Here is a 20,478-nt window from a genome sequence, read left to right on the forward strand (position 1 = left end):
AATCGGCCGACGGCCGCCACGCCCCAACCTGACAATTCCGCCAGTTTCGCGACAGTAACCCGTTGCGGGCCGACGCCTATCATTCGGGTTCCCTTCACCGCCGCCCGATCACCGCCTGTCCCGCCGCCTCCATGTGGATCGTCAATCTCGCGCTCAGGCGCCCCTACACGTTCATCGTCATGGCCATCATGATCGTGCTGGCCACCCCGCTGGCGCTGATGCGCACACCGGTCGACGTGCTGCCCGCGATCAACATCCCCGTGATCAGCGTGATCTGGAATTACAACGGCTTCTCCGCGACGGAGATGACGAACCGCATCACGTCCGTGCATGAACGGATCCTGACGACGACCGTCAACAATATCCAGCACGTCGAATCGACGTCGTTGCCCGGCATCGCGGTCGTCAAGGTGTTCCTGCAACCGGGCGCGAACGTGCAGACAGCGATCGCGCAGACGGTGTCGTCCGCGCAGGCGATCGTGCGGCAGATGCCGCAGGGCGCGACGCCGCCGCTCGTGATCACCTATTCCGCGTCGAGCATCCCGGTGATCCAGCTCGGGCTGTCGAGCAAGACGCTCAGCGAGCAGTCGCTCGCCGACATCGCGCTCAACTTCCTGCGCCCGCAGCTGATCACCGTGCCCGGCGTGCAGATTCCGTTCCCGTACGGCGGCCGCACGCGCGTGGTCGCGATCGACCTCGACCCGCAGGCGCTGCAGGCGAAGGGCCTCACACCGGCCGACATCGTCAACGCGGTCAAGGCGCAGAACCTCGTGCTGCCGACCGGCACCGCGAAGATGGGCCAGACCGAATACCGGATCGACACGAACGCGTCGGCCGATACGGTTGCCGACATCGGCAACCTGCCGGTCCAGACGATCAACGGCGCGACGACCTACCTGCGCGAGGTCGCGGCGGTGCGCGACGGCTTCGCGCCGCAGACCAACGTCGTGCGCCAGAACGGCCAGCGCGGCGTGCTGATCTCGATCCTGAAAAGCGGCGACGCGTCGACGCTCAAGGTCGTGTCCGACCTGAAGGCGCTGCTGCCGAAGGTGATCCCGACGCTGCCCGAGGGGCTCACGATCACGCCGCTGTTCGACCAGTCGGTGTTCGTCAACGCAGCCGTCCAGGGCGTGATCCACGAGGCGCTGATCGCCGCCGTGCTGACCGCGATGATGATCCTGCTGTTCCTCGGCAACTGGCGCAGCACGCTGATCATTGCAATCTCGATCCCGCTGTCGATCTTCACGTCGCTGATCGCGCTGTCCGCGCTCGGCGAGACCATCAACATCATGACGCTCGGCGGGCTCGCGCTCGCGGTCGGCATTCTCGTCGACGATGCAACCGTCACGATCGAGAACATCGAGCGGCATCTCCATCTCGGTACGAACCTGCACGAAGCGATTCTCGAAGGCGCGGGCGAGATCGCGGTACCGGCGCTCGTGTCGACGCTGTGCATCTGCATCGTGTTCGTGCCGATGTTCTTCCTGACCGGCGTCGCGCGCTTCCTGTTCGTGCCGCTCGCGGAAGCCGTGGTATTCGCGATGCTCGCGTCGTACGTGCTGTCGCGCACGCTGGTGCCGACGCTCGCGATGCTGCTGTTCCGCCCGCAGCAGGCGAGCACCGGCCCCGGCCCTTCGACGTCGCGCTTCGCGCGCATCCATCACGCGTTCAACCATGCGTTCGAACGGCTGCGCGCGTGGTACATCGTGCTGCTGAGCATCCTGCTCGTGCGCCGCCGTTTCTACGCGCTGTGCTTCCTCGGCTTCTGCGTGCTGTCGACGGGCCTCGTGTTCGTGCTCGGCCGCGACTTCTTCCCGAACGCCGATTCCGGCAACCTCCGGCTGCACGTGCGCGCGCCGACCGGCTACCGGATCGAGGAAACCGCGCGGCTCGCCGACCAGGTCGAACGCGTGATCCGCGAAACCGTGCCGCCCGACGAGCTCGGCGCGATCGTCGACAACCTCGGCCTGCCGGTCAGCGGCATCAACCTGTCGTACAGCAACGCCGGCACGATCGGCACGCTCGACGGCGAGCTGCTGATCGCGCTGAAGCCCGGCCACCGCGCGACCGGGCACTACGTGCAGAGACTGCGCACGCTGCTGCCGCAGCGCTTCCCGGGCGTCGAGTTCTTCTTCCAGCCGTCGGACATCATCACGCAGATCCTCAACTTCGGGCAGCCGGCCGCGATCGACGTGCAGGTGCTCGGCAACGATCTCGCGAGTAACATGACCATTGCGAGCGGCCTGATGAAAAAGATCAGGCAAATCCCCGGCGCCGTCGACGTGCATGTACTGCAACGCAACGACGAACCGACCCTGCTGGCCGACATGGACCGTACGCGCATGCAGCAGCTCAATCTCTCCGCGCAGAACGTCGCGCAGAACATGCTGATCTCGCTGTCGGGGAGCTCGCAGACGACGCCGTCGTTCTGGATCAACCCGCGCACCGGCGTCCAGTACCCGCTGCAGATCCAGACCCCGCAATACAACCTGTCGTCGGTCGACGATCTGCTCGGCACGCCGATCTCCGCCAGCGGCCGCACGGGCACGCCGCTGCAACTGCTCGGCAATCTGGTGCAGGTGCGCAGTACCGCGAACCCCGCCGTGATCACGCACTACAACATCCGCCCGGCGATCGACGTATACGTGAGCGTCGAGGGCCGCGATCTCGGCGCGGTCGCGGGCGAGATCGACCGCATCGTGGCCGACGCGCGCGGATCGCTGCCGCGCGGCACCGACCTCTCGATGCGCGGCCAGATCGAGACGATGCGCACGTCGTATCTCGGTCTCGGCGCGGGCGTCGCGATGGCGATCGTGCTCGTCTACCTGCTGATCGTCGTCAATTTCCAGTCGTGGCTCGACCCGCTGATCATCATCAGCGCGATGCCGGCCGCGCTCGCCGGCATCGCGTGGATGCTGTTCGTCACCGGCACGCACCTGAGCGTGCCCGCGCTGACGGGCGCGATCATGACGGTCGGCGTTGCGACCGCGAACAGCATTCTCGTCGTGTCGTTCGCGCGGCAACGGCTCGCGGCCGGCGCGCCGCCGCTCACGGCCGCGCTGGAGGCCGGCGCGACGCGGATCCGCCCGGTGCTGATGACGGCGCTCGCGATGATCATCGGGATGGTGCCGATGGCGCTCGGTCTCGGCGAAGGCGCCGAGCAGAACGCGCCGCTCGGCCGCGCGGTGATCGGCGGGCTGCTGTTCGCGACCGTTTCGACGTTGCTGTTCGTGCCGCTCGTGTTCGGCGGCGTGCATGCGCGGCTGGCCCGGCGGCGCGCGCGCCAGGCCGGACACTGACTTTCGCCCCACTACCCGGTTGAATTGGTTGAATTCATGGAAGAGAAACATCACAGCGCCGTCGGCATCCAGGTGGACGAACACGGCATGCACCTGCCGGCGCGCGCGTCGGTGTCGCGACGCGGACGGATCGTCCTGATCGTGATCGGCGTGCTGCTGGTGGCGGGCGCCGCGCGCACCATCGTCGTCAACGTGCTGAACCGGCATCACCTCGACGCGGTCGCCGAGCAGAACACGCGCCAATATGTGAGCGTCGTGCATCCGGTCGACGCGGCCAGCGGCGGCAAGCTGACGTTGCCCGGCACGCTGCGCGGCTTCGTCGAGTCGCCGATCTATGCGCGCGCCAGCGGCTACGTGCTGCGCTGGCAGGCCGACATCGGCGCGCACGTGAAGCAGGGGCAAACGCTCGCCGAACTCGACACGCCCGAGCTGAACCAGGAACTCGCGCAGGCCACCGCGCAACGCCAGCAGGCGCAAGCGGCGCTCGCGCTCGCGAAGACGTCGTTCGATCGCGCGCAGCAGTTGCGCCAGCGCGATGCCGTGTCGCAGCAGGAACTCGACGACCGGCAAGGCGCGTTCAGCCAGGGCGCCGCGACCCTCGCCGCGGCCGATGCGAACATGCGCCGCCTCACCGAGTTGAAAGGCTTCCAGCGGATCGTCGCGCCGATCGACGGGATCGTCACGCAGCGCAACGTCGACGTCGGCGACCTCGTCAATTCCGGCAACGCGGGCCGCGCGCTGTTCACGGTCGTGCAGGCCGACCGGCTGCGCCTGTACGTGCAAGTGCCACAGGCGTATGCGCAGCAGATCAAGGTTGGCCAGCACGTGAGCGTCGCGCAGGCGGAACTGCCGGGTCGGACCTTCGACGGCACGATCACGCGCACGTCCGAGGCGATCGACGTCGCGACGCGTTCGCTGCAGATCGAAATCACACTGCCGAACCCGGACGGGCGGCTGCTGCCCGGCGCGTACGTGCAGGCGACGCTGCCGATGACGCCGGTCGGCCGCCTGCAGGTGCCGGCCAATACGCTGCTGTTCCGTGCCGAAGGCCCGACGGTCGCGGCCGTCGATGTGAACGGCCAGGTTCATCTGAAACAGGTGACGGTCGTGCGCACGATCGGCCAGACGCTCGAAGTCGACGGGCCGATCACGCCGAACGACCGCCTCGTCGCGAACCCGGGCGACGCGCTCGCGACTGGCGACCGGGTCGTCGTGCAGGCGCCGGCGGCGCAACCGGCCTCGGCCGTCGCGGGAGCGAAGTCGTGAGTGCGATACGCACCCGCGTGCGGCCCGCGGCGCTCGCCGCCGTCGTCGCGGCCGCCGCCGTCGCCCTCGCCGGCTGCACGGTCGGCCCGGACTACCAACGCCCGGCCGTCGACACGCCGGCCGCGTGGCGGCTCGATCCGGCCGACGCATACTGGCACCCGGCCGCACCGGCCCGCGCGCCGCTCGATCCGGCCTGGTGGACCGCGTTCGGCGACGCGCAGCTCGACGCGCTGGAAGCCGACGCGCTGCGCAACAACCAGAACCTGAAGGCGGTGGCCGCACGCTACGACCAGGCGAAGGCGACGCTCGCGTCGGTCGCGTCCGCACAGTATCCGGCCGTCGGGCTGAACGCGAGCGGCCAGCGCTTCAAGATCTCCGCCGACCGGCCGCAGACCAACTACGCGACGAAGAGCATGTCGACCGTGCAGAACGAGATCCAGGTCGGCGCGGCGGTCAGCTACGAACTCGACCTGTTCGGCCGCGTGCGGCGCAACGTCGAATCGGCACGGGCGAACAGCGAGCAGGCGCGCGACGATTTCGCGAACGCGCGCCTCGTGCTGAGCGCCGATCTCGCGTCGAGCTATTTCACGCTGCGCGAGCTCGACACCGAGATCGACGTCGTCAAGCGCTCGATCGCGTTGCAGCAGAAAGCGCTCGATTACGTGAGCGCGCGCCACGACCTCGGCGCGGTGTCGGGCCTCGACCTGCTGCAGCAGCGCGCGCAGCTCGACGCGACGCGCACGCAGGTGCAGTTGCTGATCCAGCAGCGCGCGCAGGTCGAAACCGCGATCGCGACGCTGGTCGGCACGCCGGCCCCCGAATTCTCGCTGCCGGCGCGCGTGGTGCCGATCAACGCGCCCGCGCTGCCGACCGGCATGCCGAGCGACCTGCTGCAGCGGCGTCCCGACGTCGCGTCGGCCGAGCGCGCGATGGCCGCCGCGAACGCGCAGATCGGCGTCGCGCGCGCCGCGTATTTCCCGCGCATCACGCTGTCGCCCGACATCGGCTGGGATGCGACGCGCTTCGCGGGCCTGTTCACCGTGCCGGCGCTGCTGTGGTCGGTCGGCGGATCGCTCAGCCAGCCGCTGTTCGAAGGCGGCAAGCTGAAGGCCGGCGTCGATTTCGCGCAGGCCGGCTACGTCGCCGCGCAGGCCAGCTACCGGCAGACCGTGCTCACCGCGTTCCAGGAGGTGCAGAATGCGGTAACCGGCCTGTCGGTGCTGGCGCAGGCGGCGCAGCAGGCATCGGCCGCCGTCGACGACGCGCGCAAGCTCGTGTCGCTCGCGCAGGATCGCTACGCGGGCGGCCTGACGCCGTTCATCGACGTGCTGACGGCCCAGCAGCAATTGCTGACGAGCGAGCGCCAGGCCGTGCAGATCCAGGGCCAGCGCGCGGCGCTCGTCGTGTTTCTCGCGAAGGCGCTCGGCGGCGGCTGGGACGGCGATGCGGCGAACGGCGCCCCGCCGTCCGACGTCGCGTCGGCGGCCCCGCGGCGCGGCGCGGGCGTCGGCCCTTGACCTGCCCTTAACCGGTTACGCGGACAACGAACCTATGAAAGTGCTGATCGTCGAAGACGAACCGAAAGTCGTCGAATACCTGAAGAGCGGCCTGACCGAGGAAGGCTGGGTCGTCGATACCGCGCTCGACGGTGAGGACGGCGCGTGGAAAGCCGTCGAATTCGACTACGACGTGGTCGTGCTCGACGTGATGCTGCCGAAGCTCGACGGCTTCGGCGTGCTGCGTGCGCTGCGCGCGCAGAAGCAGACGCCCGTGATCATGCTGACCGCGCGCGATCGCGTCGACGACCGCGTGCGAGGCTTGCGCGGCGGCGCCGACGACTACCTGACCAAGCCCTTCTCGTTCCTCGAACTGATCGAACGGCTGCGCGCGCTGACGCGCCGCGCGCGCGTGCAGGAATCGACGCTGATCTCGATCGGCGACCTGCGCGTGGATCTGATCGGCCGCCGCGCGACCCGCGACGGCGCGCGGCTCGATCTGACCGCGCAGGAATTCCAGTTGCTCGGCGTGCTCGCGCGGCGCAGCGGCGAGGTGCTGTCGAAGACCACGATCGCCGAACTCGTGTGGGACGTGAACTTCGACAGCAACGCGAACGTCGTCGAGACGGCGATCAAGCGCCTGCGCGCGAAACTCGACGGCCCGTTCGCGGAGAAGCTGCTGCACACGATCCGCGGGATGGGCTACGTGCTCGAGGCGCGCGAGGACGGCGACACGGAGCGGCGCGCATGAAACGCTCGATCATCCTGCGGCTCTCGGCGATGTTCGGCATCGTGTCGCTGCTGGTGTTCACGCTGGTCGGCTGCGGGCTGTTCGTGATGATGGAACGGCAACTGTTCGCCGAATTGCGCGCGACGCTCGACACGCGCGCCAAAGTCGCCGCGATGATCGTGTCGCACGCGACCACGGCCGCGCGCGGCCACCTGATGCAGGAAAAGCTCGCCGACCTCGAACCTCCCGACGGGTCGACGCACTATCAGGTCGTCAGCCCCGACCCCGCGTTCCGCTTCGGCAGCCCCGTCAACGGCGTGCCGCTCGATCCGCCGTTCGGCGCGTTCCAGCGCTACCAGCTCAACGACAGCAGCTACGCGGTGATGACGAAAACCGTCACGCTGGCCGGCGCCGGCGAACGGCCGACGCTGCAACTCGTCGTCGCGACGTCGTGCGAGCGTACGCAGCGGATGCTGCGCCGCTTCGGCTGGACGCTGGCCGCGCTGATCGCGACGGCCACCGTGATCACGCTGCTGCTGAGCCGCGCGGTCGCGCGCTTCGGGCTCGCGCCGCTCGACCGGCTGTCGCAGGACGCGGCGAGCGTGAGCGCGACGAACCGCCGCCAGCGCCTGCACACCGACGCGCTGCCGACCGAGCTGCGCGATCTCGCGACGTCGTTCAACGGCGCGCTCGAACGCATCCAGCAAACCTACGCGCGGCTCGAAGCGTTCAACGCGGACGTCGCGCACGAGCTGCGCACGCCGATCAGCATCCTGATCGGCCAGACCCAGGTCGCGCTGACGAGCCGCGACCGCTCGGTCGACCGGATGCGCCAGACGCTGCAGTCGAATCTCGAGGAATTCGAGCGGCTGCGCGTGATCATCAACGACATGCTGTTCCTGTCGCGCAGCGATCGCGGCGAACGCGCGACCGACCTGAAGGACGTGTCGCTGGCCGACGAGGTGCGGCGCATGCTCGACTTCCTCGAAATCCCGCTCGACGAGGCGCGGTTGCGCGCCGAACTGCACGGCGATGCGCGCGCGGCCGTCGATCCGTCGCTGTTCCGCCGCGCGATGACGAACCTGCTGATCAACGCGATCCAGCATTCGGCGCCGGGCGCGACGCTGAACGTGACGATCACGCGCCGCGACACGCTCGTCGAGATGGCCGTGTCGAACCCGGGCGAGCCGATCGACCCGGTGCAGCGCTCGCACGTGTTCGAACGTTTCTACCGGCTCGAGGAAGCGCGCGCGAACAGCAAGGAAAACCACGGGCTCGGGCTGTCGATCGTCAAGGCCGTGGCGGAGATGCACGGCGGCGGCGTGTTCGTCGCGTGCTCGGGCGGCGTCAATACGTTCGGCTTCTCGGTGTCGACGCAGCCCGGCTCGGGCGGGCCGCTGCGTCCCGGCGACGCCGCCGGCCCGCCCGATTCCACGGATTCCACCGATTCGGCGAATCCGGCCGATCCCCACGGCGCTCGCCCGGCGCACGCGCCGGGCGCACTGCACTGACGGCGGCCGCGCGCCGCCGAGGGTAGTTTTCTTCAATACGGGCCGACGCGGCGCCCGTAGTCTCGGTGCGACTTTCGACATGTCGCATGGAGACATCTGATGAGCATGCTGGTTTCGATGGCCGCGTTCGCGCTCGCCTCGTCGATCACCCCCGGTCCCGTCAACATCGTCGCGCTCGGCGCGGGCGCGCGCCACGGCCTCGGCGCGAGCCTGCGCTACGCGGCCGGCGCGACGCTCGGCTTCGTCGCGCTGTTCCTGCTGATCGGCCTCGGCCTGCACGCGGCGCTCGCGCGCTGGCCCGTGCTGACGACGGCCACGCAGTGGTCGGGGATCGCGTTCCTGCTGTATATGGCGTTGCGGCTCGCGCTCGACGACGGCCGGCTGTCGGCCGATCCGGACGTGGCCGGCCCGTCGGCGGCGGCCGGCGCGGCGATGCAGTGGCTCAACCCGAAGGCGTGGCTCGCATGCGTGGCCGCGATGGGCGCATATGCGGCCGATGGCGACCGTGCGCAGGTCTGGCAGTTCGCCGCGCTGTATCTGGTGATCTGCTTCGCGTCGATCGCATGCTGGGGCTATGCGGGCGCGTCGTTGCGGCACCGGCTCGCGAACGCACGGCGCATGCGCGTGTTCAACCGGCTGATGGCGCTGCTGCTCGCGGGCAGCGCGCTGTTGCTGCTCGACGTGTAGCGGCTTCGCCGGTCAGCGCATCGCACTGCGGTACTGCCCGGGCGTCGCGGCCGCGATTCGCCGAAAGGCGCGCTGGAAATGCGCCTGGTCCGCAAAGCCGGCATCGAGCGCGACTTCGGCGATCGGCCGGCCGCGGCGCAGTTCCGTGCGGCCGTACTGCACGCGCCGATCGATCAGGAACGCATGCGGCGTCATCCCGTAGCGCGCATTGAATGCGCGGATCAGGTACGACGGCGACAGGTCGGCCGCCGCGCAGATCGCATCGAGCGTAACGGCCTCGCGGCAATGGGCGGCGATGTAGTCGGCCGCGCGCGCGAGCTTCGCGTTGTCGTCGCCCGGCCGCGAATCGGGCGGTTCGCGTTCAAGCGCGCCGTGCAGCGCCGTGAAGAATTCGACCGCCGCGCTCTCCTTGCCGAGCGCATCGACGCGTGGCGACACGAGCGTGCGGTAGAAGCCGCCGAATTGCGCGAACAGATCGCCGCGCTCGGTCCATTTCGTCGAAAACCCGTGGAAATCGCGGTTCGGATCGCGGCCCAGCGCGTGTTGCAGCCGCGCGAGCCACGGCACGTCGACATAGACCATCCGGTACGCCCACGCATCGGGGCCGTACGGGTTGCACGCGTGCACCTGCTCGGGATCGATGATCACGAGCACGCCGCGCCCGACGTGCGCGTTCGTCGCACCGTTCACATACGTGCTCGTGCCGCCGATGATCGCGCCCACCGAAAACGTGTCGTGCGTGTGCTTTGCATAGCAGATCGCGCGCCCGTCGTCGACGGTACGCGCCTCGACGAACGGCAGCGCCGCATCGCGCCAGAACGGCGACGGCACGGCGGATCGGTTGGCGGTACGGCTCACGCGGCAGGCTCCCGGTTCGGACGAACGCTCACCGTACAAGACTGTGCGGCGCCGCGCAACAGCGAACCGACGCCTGGTGGCTGGATCGCCTAAGCTTTGAATTCGGCCGCCGCGGCAGACGCGGCGGGTTCCGCTTCCTCTTCCAACCGGTACCACTCATGCAGATCGATCTGAAAGGCAAGACCGCGGTCGTTACCGCCTCCACCGCCGGCATCGGCTTCGCGATCGCCGAAGGGCTCGTGCGCGCCGGCGCGCACGTCGTCGTCAACGGCCGCAGCGACGCGTCGGTGCAGTCCGCGCTCGAGAAACTGCGCGACGCCGTGCCAGTCGCGAGCCTCGACGGCGTCGCCGCCGACCTGTCCGACGCGGCCGGCGTCGCGCGCGTCACGCAGCACACGCCGGATGCCGACATTCTCGTCAACAACGCGGGCATTTACGGCCTGAAGCCGTTCTTCGACATCGACGACGCCGAATGGGAACATTATTTTCAGATGAACGTGATGTCCGGCGTGCGGCTCGCGCGGCATTACCTGAAAGGGATGATCGAACGCAATGGCGGGCGCATCGTGTTCATTTCGTCGGAATCGGGCTTGAACATCCCGGTCGACATGATTCATTACGGGTTCACGAAAACCGCGCAACTGTCGATCGCGCGCGGCCTCGCGAAGCTCGCGGCCGGCACCCGCGTGACCGTCAATTCGGTGCTGCCGGGGCCGACGATGTCGGAAGGCGTGCGCGAGATGCTGAAGGCGCAGGCCGACGAAACGGGCCGCAGCATCGACGACATCGCGGTGGAATTCGTGCGCAGCGAGCGCGCGAGCTCGATCATCCAGCGGCCGGCGACGACCGAGGAAGTCGCGAACCTGGTCGTGTACGTGTGCTCGCCGCAGGCGTCGGCGACGACGGGCGCGGCGTTGCGCGTCGATGGCGGCGTGGTCGACACGATCGCGTGACGACTGCGTGACACGCTCGCGCGGCGCACGGCGGCCGCGCTAGCGCGAAGCGGCCTTCTCCGAGCGAAGCGCGCCCTTGCGGTCGGCGTCCATGCAGGAATCGAAGCCGTACCGCGTGACGACGCCGGCCTTGTCGAACACGACGAAGTACGCGCGGTGATCGTTGCCGTGCTCGATGAAATAGTTGTAGCAGACGCCGCTGCCGTTGCGGACCATCCACACGCTGCGCGGGTTGCCGGCGGCGCGGACGACGTCGGCGCGCGTCGCGCCATGCCGCGACGCGGCCCGCGCGAGCGGCGTGCGCGAGTACGAGAACGGCAGCCACGCGTCGAACCAGGCACAGCCGTGCAACATCAGGCAGCCGGCGGCCACGGACAGCGCCGCCGCGGGACGGGACATCGAAATCAATCGCATGCTCGGGAAATCTGCTGCGCCATGCCGGCGTGATCGAAAGCCCCATGCTACTCGACCTTTGGGTCCGGATCGAAAAGAAATGTAGAGATCTCTGTCCGAATCCCCGCGCTGGCGTGCATCCGCGCCAGCCGAATCGTCAACGAACGTTGCAACCGGCGCCCGTGCACGCATCCGCGCCGCTGCACCGCCGCGTCGAACCGGCATGCGCGGTCAGGCAATCCATTCGGCCCACAGCATCGTCAGCACCGTCATCAGCGCGGGACCGACGAACAGCCCGATCAGGCCGAACGTCTCCGCCCCGCCGAGGATGCCGAACAGCACGAGCAGGAACGGCAGCCGTGTCGAACCGCCGATCAGCACCGGCCGCACGAAATGCTCGGCGACGAACACGACGATGAACCCGAGCGCCGCGATCACGACGGCCCACATCGTCGCCCCCTGCACGAACAGCCAGAGCGCCGCGCCGCAGAACACGACCGGCGCGCAGAACGGCAGCATCGCGGCGACCGCCGTGACGAGGCCGAGCAGCGCCGCGTGCGGAACGCCCGCGAGCGCATAGGCGACGCCGAGCAACGCGCCCTCGCCGAGCCCGACGACGACGAGCCCCGTCACCGTGCCGTACACGGCCGCGACCATGCGCTCGATCAGTTCCGCGCCGTTGCGCCCGAACGCACGCCGCGCGCCCTGCAGCAACGCACCCGACAGCTTGTGGCCGGCGCGCAGGATCACGAACAGCGTGACGAGCATGAAGCCGAATTCGAGCAGCACGTGCGCAAGCTTCGTGCCGAAGTGCCGGCCGAACGCGATGAATTTCTCGCCGTTGACGCCGTGCATCGCGGTGGCCGCATGCAGCGGATGGCCGAGATTGGCCTGCCACCATTCGGTGATCTGCGCCGCGCCGTACGGCAACCGGCTGACCACGTCCGGCAGCGGAATGCCGTTGTCCTGGATCGTGCGCAGCCACTCGCGCAGATCGTGCGCCTGTGCGATCGCCTGGGTCGTCGCGACGGCCACCGGCAGCACGACGAGCAGCGAAATCGCCGCCGTGATGACGGTCGCGATCAGCGTCGGCCGGTTGCGGAACAGCCGGTGCGATTCAAAGCATTTCAGCAGCGGCCACATCGCGATGGCGATCACGCAGGCCCATGCGATGGCGGGAATGAAATCGCGGATCACCCACAGCGCGAGCACCAGCAACGCCGCATACAGCGCGACGCGGGCGATCTGCTGGGCGCGCGGCCGCGCGGCGGAATCGGAAGACGACGGGACATGCGCGCCCATGGCACCTCGGTCGAAATGAAAAAATGGCGGTTCGCGCAGGCAACCGGCCTGCGCGAACCGCCATTCTATCCATCGGCACCGGATCGGCGGCACGCGCGATGCGCGGGCCGCCCGGGCGCTGCGTCGTCACGCGTCGCTCACGCCACCTTGTCGGCGACCCGGTAGCGCTCGAGCCAGTGCGCGTACGGCGCGGGCAGCGTCCACGACGGACGCTCGACACCGAGCTGCCTGGCCGCGTAGTACGGCCAGTGCGGGTCGGCCAGATGCGCGCGGCCGACCATCACGAGATCGAGTTGCTGCTCCGCCACCACGCGATTCGCCAGTTGCGGCGTATCGATCCCCCACGCGGACGACACCGGCAGCCCGGCCTCGCGGCGCACGCGCTCGGCGATCGGCGCGAGAAACGCCGGTCCCCACGGAATCTGGGCGTCGGGCGTCGAGAAGCCGACCGACACGCTCAGCATGTCGAGCCCTTCGAGCTTCATCCGCTGCGTGAGCGCGATCGACTCGGCGAGCGTCTCCTCGTCGCGACCGTCGTATTCGATCACGCCCAGGCGCGCGGTCAACGGCAGATGCTCGGGCCAGACCTTGCGAACGGCCGCGAGCGTGTCGACGAGGAAACGGCCGCGGTTCTCGGCGGAACCGCCGTATTCATCGGTGCGCTGGTTCGAATGCACCGAGAAGAAGCTCTGGCCGAGATAGCCGTGCGCGAAGTGCAGCTCCAGCCATTCGAAACCGAGGTCGCGCGCGCGCCGCGCCGCCGCGACGAAGTCGGCCTGCACGCGCGCGATGTCGTCGCGCGTCATTTCGCGCGGCACCTTCGGCAGATGCGCGCCGAACGGCACGGCCGACGGCGCGATGGTCTGCCAGCCGCGCGGATCGCCGTCGGCGATATGGTCGTCGCCTTCCCACGGGCGGTTGGCGCTCGCCTTGCGGCCCGCGTGCGCGAGCTGGATACCGGGCACCGCGCCGGCCGCCTTGATCGCCGCGACCGACGGCGCGAACGCGTCGGCCTGCGCGTCGTTCCACAACCCCGCGCAGCCCGGCGTGATGCGGCCTTCCGGCGACACGGCCGTCGCCTCCGCGATCACGAGGCCCGCGCCGCCGCGCGCGATGCCGGCCAGATGCACGTGATGCCAGTCGTTGACGACGCCGTCCTCGGCGACGTACTGGCACATCGGCGGCACCGCGATACGGTTGCGCAGCGTGACATCCTTGAGTTTGAACGGTTCGAACAGGGCAGACATCCACGACTCCTTTGCTTGGTTCTGCAAAACGGCTGGGAATGCGCCGTGCGGGGCGCACGGCGCAACGATGCGGGCCGTCGGCGGGCCGGCTGCGCCCGGCGACGGCAAGGACGCGGCGCCGGCCGGGCCGGCGCCGCGTGTTTAGCGGTGGCCGAGCTTCGCGAGCAGCGCCTCGGCCGCGGGCGCCGACGATGCGGGGTTCTGCCCGGTGATCAGCAGCCCGTCGGTGACGACATGCGGCGCCCAGTCGGCGCTGCGCTCGAATGCCGCGCCGTTGGTCTTCAGCATGTCCTCGACGAGGAACGGCACGACTTCGGTCAGCTCGACGGCCGCTTCCTCGCTGTTGGTGAAGCCCGTCGCGCGCTTGCCGCGCACGACCGACTCGCCGGTCTGCGGGTTCTTCACGTGGCGCAGCACGCCCGGCGCGTGGCAGACCGCGGCGACCGGCTTGCCGGCCGCGAGCGCGCGCTCGATCAGGCCGATCGAATGCAGATCCTCGGCGAGATCCCACAGCGGGCCATGGCCGCCCGGGTAGAACACGGCGTCGTAATCGTCCATCGACACATCGGCCAGCTTGCGCGTCGACGCGAGTTCGGCCCGGGCCGCCGCATCGGCGTCGAAGCGGCGCGTCGCGTCGGTCTGGGCCGTCGGGTCGCTGCTTTTCGGGTCGAGCGGCGGCTGGCCGCCCTTCGGCGACGCCAGCGTCAGCTCGACGCCCGCATCCTTGAACGTGTAGTACGGCGCAGCCAGTTCCTCGAGCCAGAAGCCGGTTTTCTTGCCGGTGTCGCCGAGCGTGTCGTGCGAGGTCAGGACAACCAGAATCTTCATGATCGGACACTCCTTCGAAAATGAACGGGGAACGACGCCGCGCGTCGCGGCACGCCTGTCGGTTAGTCAGGCCGCGCGCGGCAACGTGCGAATCATTTCTCCGCATGCGATATATGCCTATTAGACCAGTCGTCTAGAAGCGGCCGAAATAAAACGACGGCGTCCCGCTGCCTGAATCCGCCAGGGACGTCGCCGCATTCACCAGCACGGATCATATCCCCGGATTAGACCGGTCGTCTAGAAGAACACGCATTCGCCCCTGCCGACGTCATGGCCTTTGCGACGGCGCGTCGTTCGACCACGCCCGCCGCCCCGCTCATCCGCCCTCGGTTCGCCGCGGCCGGAGGACCTAGCCGCGCAACGGACCGTCCGTGTCGCCCGCTTCGATCGTCGGCGCTTCGAGCCGATGCTCACGCGCGCCGTCGTCCAGCAGCCGCAGCATCAGTTCCGCCAGCGCGCGCCCGGATGCATGCCCGGTCGGCTGCACGACCGCCGTGACACGATACGGATGCGCGATATCGGGCGGCACGCCGTCATAGACGATCAGCGACAGGTCCGCACCCAGGCGCACCCCGCTGTCGACCAGCGCGCGAAATGCGCCGCCGCCCGCGATGTTGTTGTCGACCAGCAGCGCGGTCGGCGGCTCGGCCTGCGCAAGCAGCGCCCGCGCTGCCTGCCCCCCGCCGTCGTGCGTAAACGGGCACTCGACGAGCAGCGCCGGATCCGCGTCGATACCGGCTTCGCGCAATGCCGACAGACAGCCGGCGCGCCGTTGCGCGGCGAAATTCAGCGCCAGCGGTGCGCTGATCATCGCGATGCGCCGATGCCCGAAGCCGATCAGCCGGCGCACCGCGTCGCGCGCGCCCGCCTCGTTGTCGAAGTCGAACCATGCATACGGGCCGGCCGACTGCGTGCGGCCGTACGCGACATACGGAAACGCGCTCGCCTGCAGGTACGCGAGCCGTGGATCGTCGACCAGCGTGCGCGCGACGATCAGCCCGTCGACGAGCTTGCCGTCGACGATCCGCCGGTAGGTGTCCAGTTCCGCATTCGGTCGCGCGGACGCGATGATGAAATCGAGATTGCGCTCGGCGAGCCGCTCGGTGATGCCCGCGACGACCTCGCCGAAGCGCGGATCGCCGAGATCGCCGGCGCCAAACGGATAGACGATGCCGATCATGTCGGCCCGCCCCGTCGCCAGCCGGCGCGCGGTCGGATCGGCCACGTAGCCCATTTCCCGCGCGGCCTTCGCCACGCGCTCGCGCGTCGCCTCGTTGACGTCGTCGTAACCGTTCAACGCACGGCTGACCGTCGTGCGCGACAGACCGAGCGCGTCCGACAGCGCCTTCAGATTCACCTTCACCGTCACTCCTCGCATTCGCCGCTCCGCCCGGCCGCCCGACCATCGGGACACACCGACCAGGTAATTATTTCCAATTGGTAACGATTACCGTCAATTAAATATCTTTTGCGTTCCAAACCGGTTTGAAATAGCATCCAAACCGGTTTGGACATCGATGCCCACTCAGCCGTTCACTTTCACCTTTCCAGGAAACAACGACGAGATGACATACTTTCCCCTTTTCCGCCCGACCGCGGCCAAACGTTTGCTGCTCGCTGGCGGCGCACTCGCCGCCTTCGCGTCCGTCGCGCACGCGCAGTCCGGCGGCACGGGCGCGCCCCTGCCCACGCCCCACACGCAGCAAGCCTACGATCCCGAAGGCAACTTCACGATGCGCTGGACGCGAGCGGACATCCGCCAGATCGTCGCGCAATCGCACACCGCCGGTGCCGACAAGAACTCGCTGCCGCAAGCACTGACGATGCCGGACATCCCGCAGGACTTCCCGCTGATCAACTCGAACGTGTGGGTGTGGGACACGTGGCCGCTGGCCGACCTGCGCGCGAACCAGCTCAGCTACAAGGGCTGGGAGGTGATCTTCTCGCTCACCGCCGATCCGCACGCGGGCTACACGTTCGACGACCGGCACGTGCACGCCCGCATCGGCTTCTTCTATCGCCGCGCGGGCATCCCCGCGTCGCAACGCCCCGCGAACGGCGGCTGGACCTGGGGCGGCCACCTGTTCCCGGACGGCGCGAGCGCCAAGGTATTCGGCACCGCGCCGATGACCAACAACGCCGAATGGTCGGGCTCCGCGCGCCTCACGCACGGCAGCAACGTCAGCCTGTACTACACCGCGACGTCGTTCAACCGCTCGGCGCCCGGCGGCGCCGACATCACGCCGCCGCAGGCGATCATCACGCGCACCGACGGCAACATCCACGCCGACGACAAGCACGTGTGGTTCACCGGCTTCGGCGATCACAAGCCGCTGCTGGAACCGGACGGCAAGTACTACCAGACCGGCCAGCAGAACACCTACTTCTCGTTCCGCGATCCGTTCGTGTTCACCGACCCCGCGCATCCGGGCAAGACCTACATGGTGTTCGAAGGCAACACCGGCGGCCCGCGCGGCGCACGCACCTGCACCGAGGCCGATCTCGGCTACGCGCCGAACGATCCGAACCGCGAAGACCTCAACGCGGTGATGAATTCGGGCGCAGTGTATCAAAAGGCCAACGTCGGCCTCGCGGTCGCGACGAACCCGCAACTGACCGAATGGAAGTTCCTGCCGCCGATCCTGTCGGCGAACTGCGTCGACGACCAGACCGAGCGCCCGCAGATCTATCTGAAGGACGGCAAGTACTACCTGTTCACGATCAGCCACCGCACGACGATGGCGGCCGGCGTCGACGGCCCGGACGGCGTGTACGGCTTCGTCGGCAACGGCATCCGCAGCGACTTCCTGCCGCTGAACGGCGGCAGCGGCCTCGTGCTCGGCAACCCGACCGACTTCTCCGCCCCGGCCGGCGCGCCGTATTCGCAGGACCCGAACCAGAACCCGCGCGAATTCCAGTCGTATTCGCACTACGTGATGCCGGGCGGGCTCGTCGAGTCGTTCATCGATGCGATCGGCCCGCGCCGCGGCGGCACGCTCGCGCCGACGGTGAAGGTGAACATCAACGGCACGTCGACGTCGGTCGACCGCGCGTATGGACGCGGCGGCCTCGGCGGCTACGGCGACATCCCGGCGAACCTGCCCGCGACGGGGGCCGGCCACAACGACGGCAACGCGCAGGCCAATTAGGATCACCAACAATAACCGTCTTCGATAAAGGCACGAGGTTCAGGAGGCGCGTATCGCGCGTGTCGCGTGTGCGCCTCCTCTTTTTTCCTTCCTCCACTGCGCATGCCGCCGTTGCAGCGGCATCCGCCCTCCTTTCCCGCTTCGCCCGACGGAGCACCGGATCACGCATGAGATCAATGTTGTTCGGCCTTTCCGGCCCTTCCGGCCTTTCCGTCCGTTTCGCCGCGCTGCTGCTTGCCGCGGCCGCCTGCACACATGCCGCCGTCGCACCCTGCGGCGCGCCGGCCGAAAACGGCACGCCGCAATGGCGCCCGGCCCTCCACTACACGCCGCAGCGCAACTGGATGAACGATCCCAACGGGCTCGTGTACGAGAACGGCCGCTATCACCTGTTCTATCAGTACAACCCGCTCGGCAACGACTGGGGCAACATGTCGTGGGGCCATGCGACCAGCACCGATCTCGTCCACTGGCGCGAGCAGCCGGTCGCGATGCGCGCGAACGCCACCGAGGAAATCTTCTCCGGCTCGATCGTCGCCGATACGCTGCACACGTCCGGCCTCGGCACACCGGGCCACACGCCGCTCGTCGCGCTTTACACGAGCGTCTACAAGCCCGGCTCGGGTCACGCACCCGGCATACAGGCGCAGTCGCTCGCGTACAGCCTCGATCGGGGCGCGACCTGGCAGCCGTATGCGCACAATCCGGTGCTGACGCTCGATCCGGAATCGAAGCAATTTCGTGATCCGAAAGTGTCGTGGTATGCGCCGGGTGGCTACTGGTTGATGACGACGGTCGTCGCCGACGCGCACGTCGTGAAGCTCTATCGTTCCGACGACCTGCTCCACTGGTCGTTCCTGAGCGACTTCACGCTGCCCGACGTGCCGCATGCGGGCGCGCTGTGGGAAATGCCGGATCTCGTGCCGCTGCCGCTCGACGACGATCCGAAACGGATCAAGTGGGTGATGATCGTCAACGTCAACCCGTGGTCGATCGCCGGCGGTTCCGGCGCGATGTATTTCGTCGGCAACTTCGACGGCCGCACGTTCGTGCCCGACCGCGTCGCGCCGGCCGGCTCGGATCCCGCGCAATTCCGCTGGGTCGATCACGGCGCCGATTTTTATGCGGCCGGCACGTTCTCCGGCGCGCCCGGCGCCCGGCCGGTCGCGATCGCATGGATGAGCAACTGGGATTACGCGGCGAAAGCGCCGACCGCCCCGTGGCGCGGCGCGACCACGCTGCCGCGCGAGCTGTCGCTGAAGACGATCGGCGGCGAGCCGACCCTCGTCGTCGCGCCAGCCGCCGCCTTCGACGCATGGGCCGACAGCCGCCCCGCCGTGCACGAAGGCGACGTCACGGTCGACTCCGCGACGCGGGTGCTGTCGGCCGCGACGCGCGGCGTCGTCCAGCGCATCACGGTGACGATCTCGCCTCGGCATGCGGCGCGCGCGGGCCTGATCGTCCGGCGCTCGGCCGACGGCTCGACCGGCACGCGGATCGTGTACGACACGACGAAGCGCACGCTGACGCTCGACCGGTCGCAATCCGGCGACACGAATTTCGCCGGCACGTTCAGCCGCGAGCACATCGTCGATCTGCCGCTCGAGCACGGGCAACTGCGGCTCGAAATCGTCGTCGATCGCGGGTCGGTCGAAGTATTCGCGAACGGCGGCCGCGTGGCGCTGACCGACCTGATCTTTCCGCCGCTCGAGGCGGACCGCGTGGCCGTGTTCGCCGAGCACGGCCGCGCGACGTTCTCGGGATTGACGGTGACGCAACTGAAAGCCGGCGACGATACGCGTGACGCCTGCGCGTCCCGATAGGTGCGGGTGACGGGGCCGCGCGTCCGGCATCGCATCGCCGGCGACGGTCCCCGCCCGTCTGGCTCGTCAGAGCAACCCCATCCCGCCCGACGCGATGATTTCCGCACCGACGATGAACGCGGATTCCGGCGCGCTCAGGTGCAGCACCGTCGACGCGATTTCATCCGGCGTGCCGAAGCGGCCGATCGGCACGAGGCCCTTGATTTTCTCGGCCGTCTCGTCGAGCGCCGCCGCATCGAGCCCGAGCTTGCCGTACAGCGGCGTCTGCACGGGCCCGGGGCTCACCACGTTCACGCGCACGCCGTGCGGCAGCAGTTCCGTCGACAGCGTCTTCGCGAACGAATTGACGGCCGCCTTGCTCGCCGCGTACACCGACGAGCCGGGCATCCCGACATGCGCGTTGATCGAGCCGTTGATCACGATCGAGGCGCCGCGGTTCAACAGCGGCACGAGCGACTGGATCTGGAAATACGCGCCCTTCACGTTGGTGTTGAACACGAGATCCCACATCGCTTCGTCGCTGTCGGCGAACGGCGCGAGTTTCGCGACGCCCGCGTTGACGAATACGGCGTCGAGCCGCACGCCGGCGGCGGCGAGCGCATCGGCCAGCGCGCGGGCCGACGCGACGCTGCCGGCTTCGTTGCGAATCGTGAGCGCCCCTTCGCCGAGCGTTTGGCGGGCGGCTTCCAACGTCTGGGCGTCGCGCCCGGTGATGACGACCCGCGCGCCTTCGGACGCGAATGCCCGGGCGGCCGCCAGGCCGATGCCGCTGTTGCCGCCCGTGACGAGGACCGTCTTTCCTTCGAAGCGTTGCATGATGTTCTCCTGTGAACCGGTGAGTTGACCGTGAACACAGGATGCGCGCGGCGCCCGGCCTTGCCGTACGACGGGCGCGACGAACATGTTCGAAAACGTCGAACATGTTCGCGCGGGCGC

General features: G+C 68.7%; 16 protein-coding genes. 9 read left to right on the forward strand and 7 right to left on the reverse strand.

The annotated features are described in order from the left end of the window. Window positions 1-131: 131 nt before the first annotated feature. From C5F75_RS23575 to C5F75_RS23600, 6 genes are all read left to right on the forward strand, one after another. Window positions 132-3,299: an efflux RND transporter permease subunit gene (locus C5F75_RS23575; protein ID WP_104012791.1), complete on the forward strand. Its 3,168-nt coding sequence runs from the start codon at window positions 132-134 to the stop codon at window positions 3,297-3,299. 36 nt (window positions 3,300-3,335) lie between these two features. After that, the gene (locus C5F75_RS23580) at window positions 3,336-4,565 is read left to right on the forward strand and encodes an efflux RND transporter periplasmic adaptor subunit (RefSeq protein ID WP_059574508.1); all 1,230 of its coding nucleotides are present in this window, start codon (window positions 3,336-3,338) and stop codon (window positions 4,563-4,565) included. Between the two features lie 5 nt (window positions 4,566-4,570). Continuing rightward, window positions 4,571-6,082, forward strand: coding sequence for an efflux transporter outer membrane subunit (locus tag C5F75_RS23585; RefSeq protein WP_059574674.1), 1,512 nt, complete (start codon window positions 4,571-4,573; stop codon window positions 6,080-6,082). Between the two features lie 34 nt (window positions 6,083-6,116). Continuing rightward, window positions 6,117-6,812, forward strand: a complete 696-nt coding sequence (locus C5F75_RS23590) for a heavy metal response regulator transcription factor (RefSeq protein ID WP_011547791.1) — start codon at window positions 6,117-6,119, stop codon at window positions 6,810-6,812. Beyond that, window positions 6,809-8,302 (forward strand): heavy metal sensor histidine kinase, encoded by a 1,494-nt coding sequence (locus C5F75_RS23595; protein ID WP_059574510.1) that lies wholly within the window; start codon window positions 6,809-6,811, stop codon window positions 8,300-8,302. The genes C5F75_RS23590 and C5F75_RS23595 overlap by 4 nt, the downstream gene beginning before the upstream one ends. Window positions 8,303-8,401: 99 nt before the next feature. Next, complete coding sequence (locus C5F75_RS23600) at window positions 8,402-8,989, forward strand: LysE family translocator (RefSeq protein ID WP_059574512.1); 588 nt, start codon at window positions 8,402-8,404, stop codon at window positions 8,987-8,989. A gap of 12 nt (window positions 8,990-9,001) precedes the next feature. Here the strand turns inward: C5F75_RS23600 and C5F75_RS23605 are convergent, their stop codons facing one another. Beyond that, window positions 9,002-9,847, reverse strand: a complete 846-nt coding sequence (locus tag C5F75_RS23605; RefSeq protein WP_059574514.1) for an AraC family transcriptional regulator — start codon at window positions 9,845-9,847, stop codon at window positions 9,002-9,004. A 158-nt stretch (window positions 9,848-10,005) separates the two neighbouring features. On the opposite strand from C5F75_RS23605, the gene C5F75_RS23610 reads away from it, so the two are divergent. Further along, the gene (locus tag C5F75_RS23610; RefSeq protein ID WP_059574516.1) at window positions 10,006-10,800 is read left to right on the forward strand and encodes an SDR family NAD(P)-dependent oxidoreductase; all 795 of its coding nucleotides are present in this window, start codon (window positions 10,006-10,008) and stop codon (window positions 10,798-10,800) included. Window positions 10,801-10,839: 39 nt separating this feature from the next. Here C5F75_RS23610 and C5F75_RS23615 read toward each other — a convergent pair whose 3' ends face one another. The 5 genes from C5F75_RS23615 to C5F75_RS23635 form a co-directional block, all read right to left on the reverse strand. Continuing rightward, window positions 10,840-11,214, reverse strand: a complete 375-nt coding sequence (locus C5F75_RS23615) for a hypothetical protein (protein WP_059574518.1) — start codon at window positions 11,212-11,214, stop codon at window positions 10,840-10,842. A gap of 210 nt (window positions 11,215-11,424) precedes the next feature. Continuing rightward, a complete protein-coding gene (locus C5F75_RS23620) occupies window positions 11,425-12,495 on the reverse strand; it encodes an AI-2E family transporter (protein ID WP_059574519.1) in 1,071 nt (356 codons plus the stop codon). A gap of 137 nt (window positions 12,496-12,632) precedes the next feature. Continuing rightward, window positions 12,633-13,742 (reverse strand): NADH:flavin oxidoreductase/NADH oxidase, encoded by a 1,110-nt coding sequence (locus C5F75_RS23625; protein ID WP_059574521.1) that lies wholly within the window; start codon window positions 13,740-13,742, stop codon window positions 12,633-12,635. Window positions 13,743-13,883: 141 nt separating this feature from the next. Further along, window positions 13,884-14,570 (reverse strand): type 1 glutamine amidotransferase domain-containing protein, encoded by a 687-nt coding sequence (locus tag C5F75_RS23630; RefSeq protein ID WP_059574523.1) that lies wholly within the window; start codon window positions 14,568-14,570, stop codon window positions 13,884-13,886. Between the two features lie 349 nt (window positions 14,571-14,919). After that, window positions 14,920-15,948: a substrate-binding domain-containing protein gene (locus tag C5F75_RS23635; RefSeq protein ID WP_059574525.1), complete on the reverse strand. Its 1,029-nt coding sequence runs from the start codon at window positions 15,946-15,948 to the stop codon at window positions 14,920-14,922. Window positions 15,949-16,135: 187 nt separating this feature from the next. Between C5F75_RS23635 and C5F75_RS23640 the strand changes: the two genes are divergently transcribed. Then, complete coding sequence (locus tag C5F75_RS23640) at window positions 16,136-17,719, forward strand: glycoside hydrolase family 68 protein (RefSeq protein WP_059574527.1); 1,584 nt, start codon at window positions 16,136-16,138, stop codon at window positions 17,717-17,719. A gap of 176 nt (window positions 17,720-17,895) precedes the next feature. Further along, window positions 17,896-19,542, forward strand: a complete 1,647-nt coding sequence (locus tag C5F75_RS23645) for a glycoside hydrolase family 32 protein (RefSeq protein ID WP_104012792.1) — start codon at window positions 17,896-17,898, stop codon at window positions 19,540-19,542. A 66-nt stretch (window positions 19,543-19,608) separates the two neighbouring features. Here the strand turns inward: C5F75_RS23645 and C5F75_RS23650 are convergent, their stop codons facing one another. Continuing rightward, window positions 19,609-20,358 (reverse strand): SDR family oxidoreductase, encoded by a 750-nt coding sequence (locus tag C5F75_RS23650; protein ID WP_060011344.1) that lies wholly within the window; start codon window positions 20,356-20,358, stop codon window positions 19,609-19,611. Window positions 20,359-20,478: the final 120 nt, after the last annotated feature.

The sequence above is a fragment of the Burkholderia anthinoferrum genome, assembly GCF_002925705.1.
GTDB lineage: Bacteria > Pseudomonadota > Gammaproteobacteria > Burkholderiales > Burkholderiaceae > Burkholderia > Burkholderia semiarida.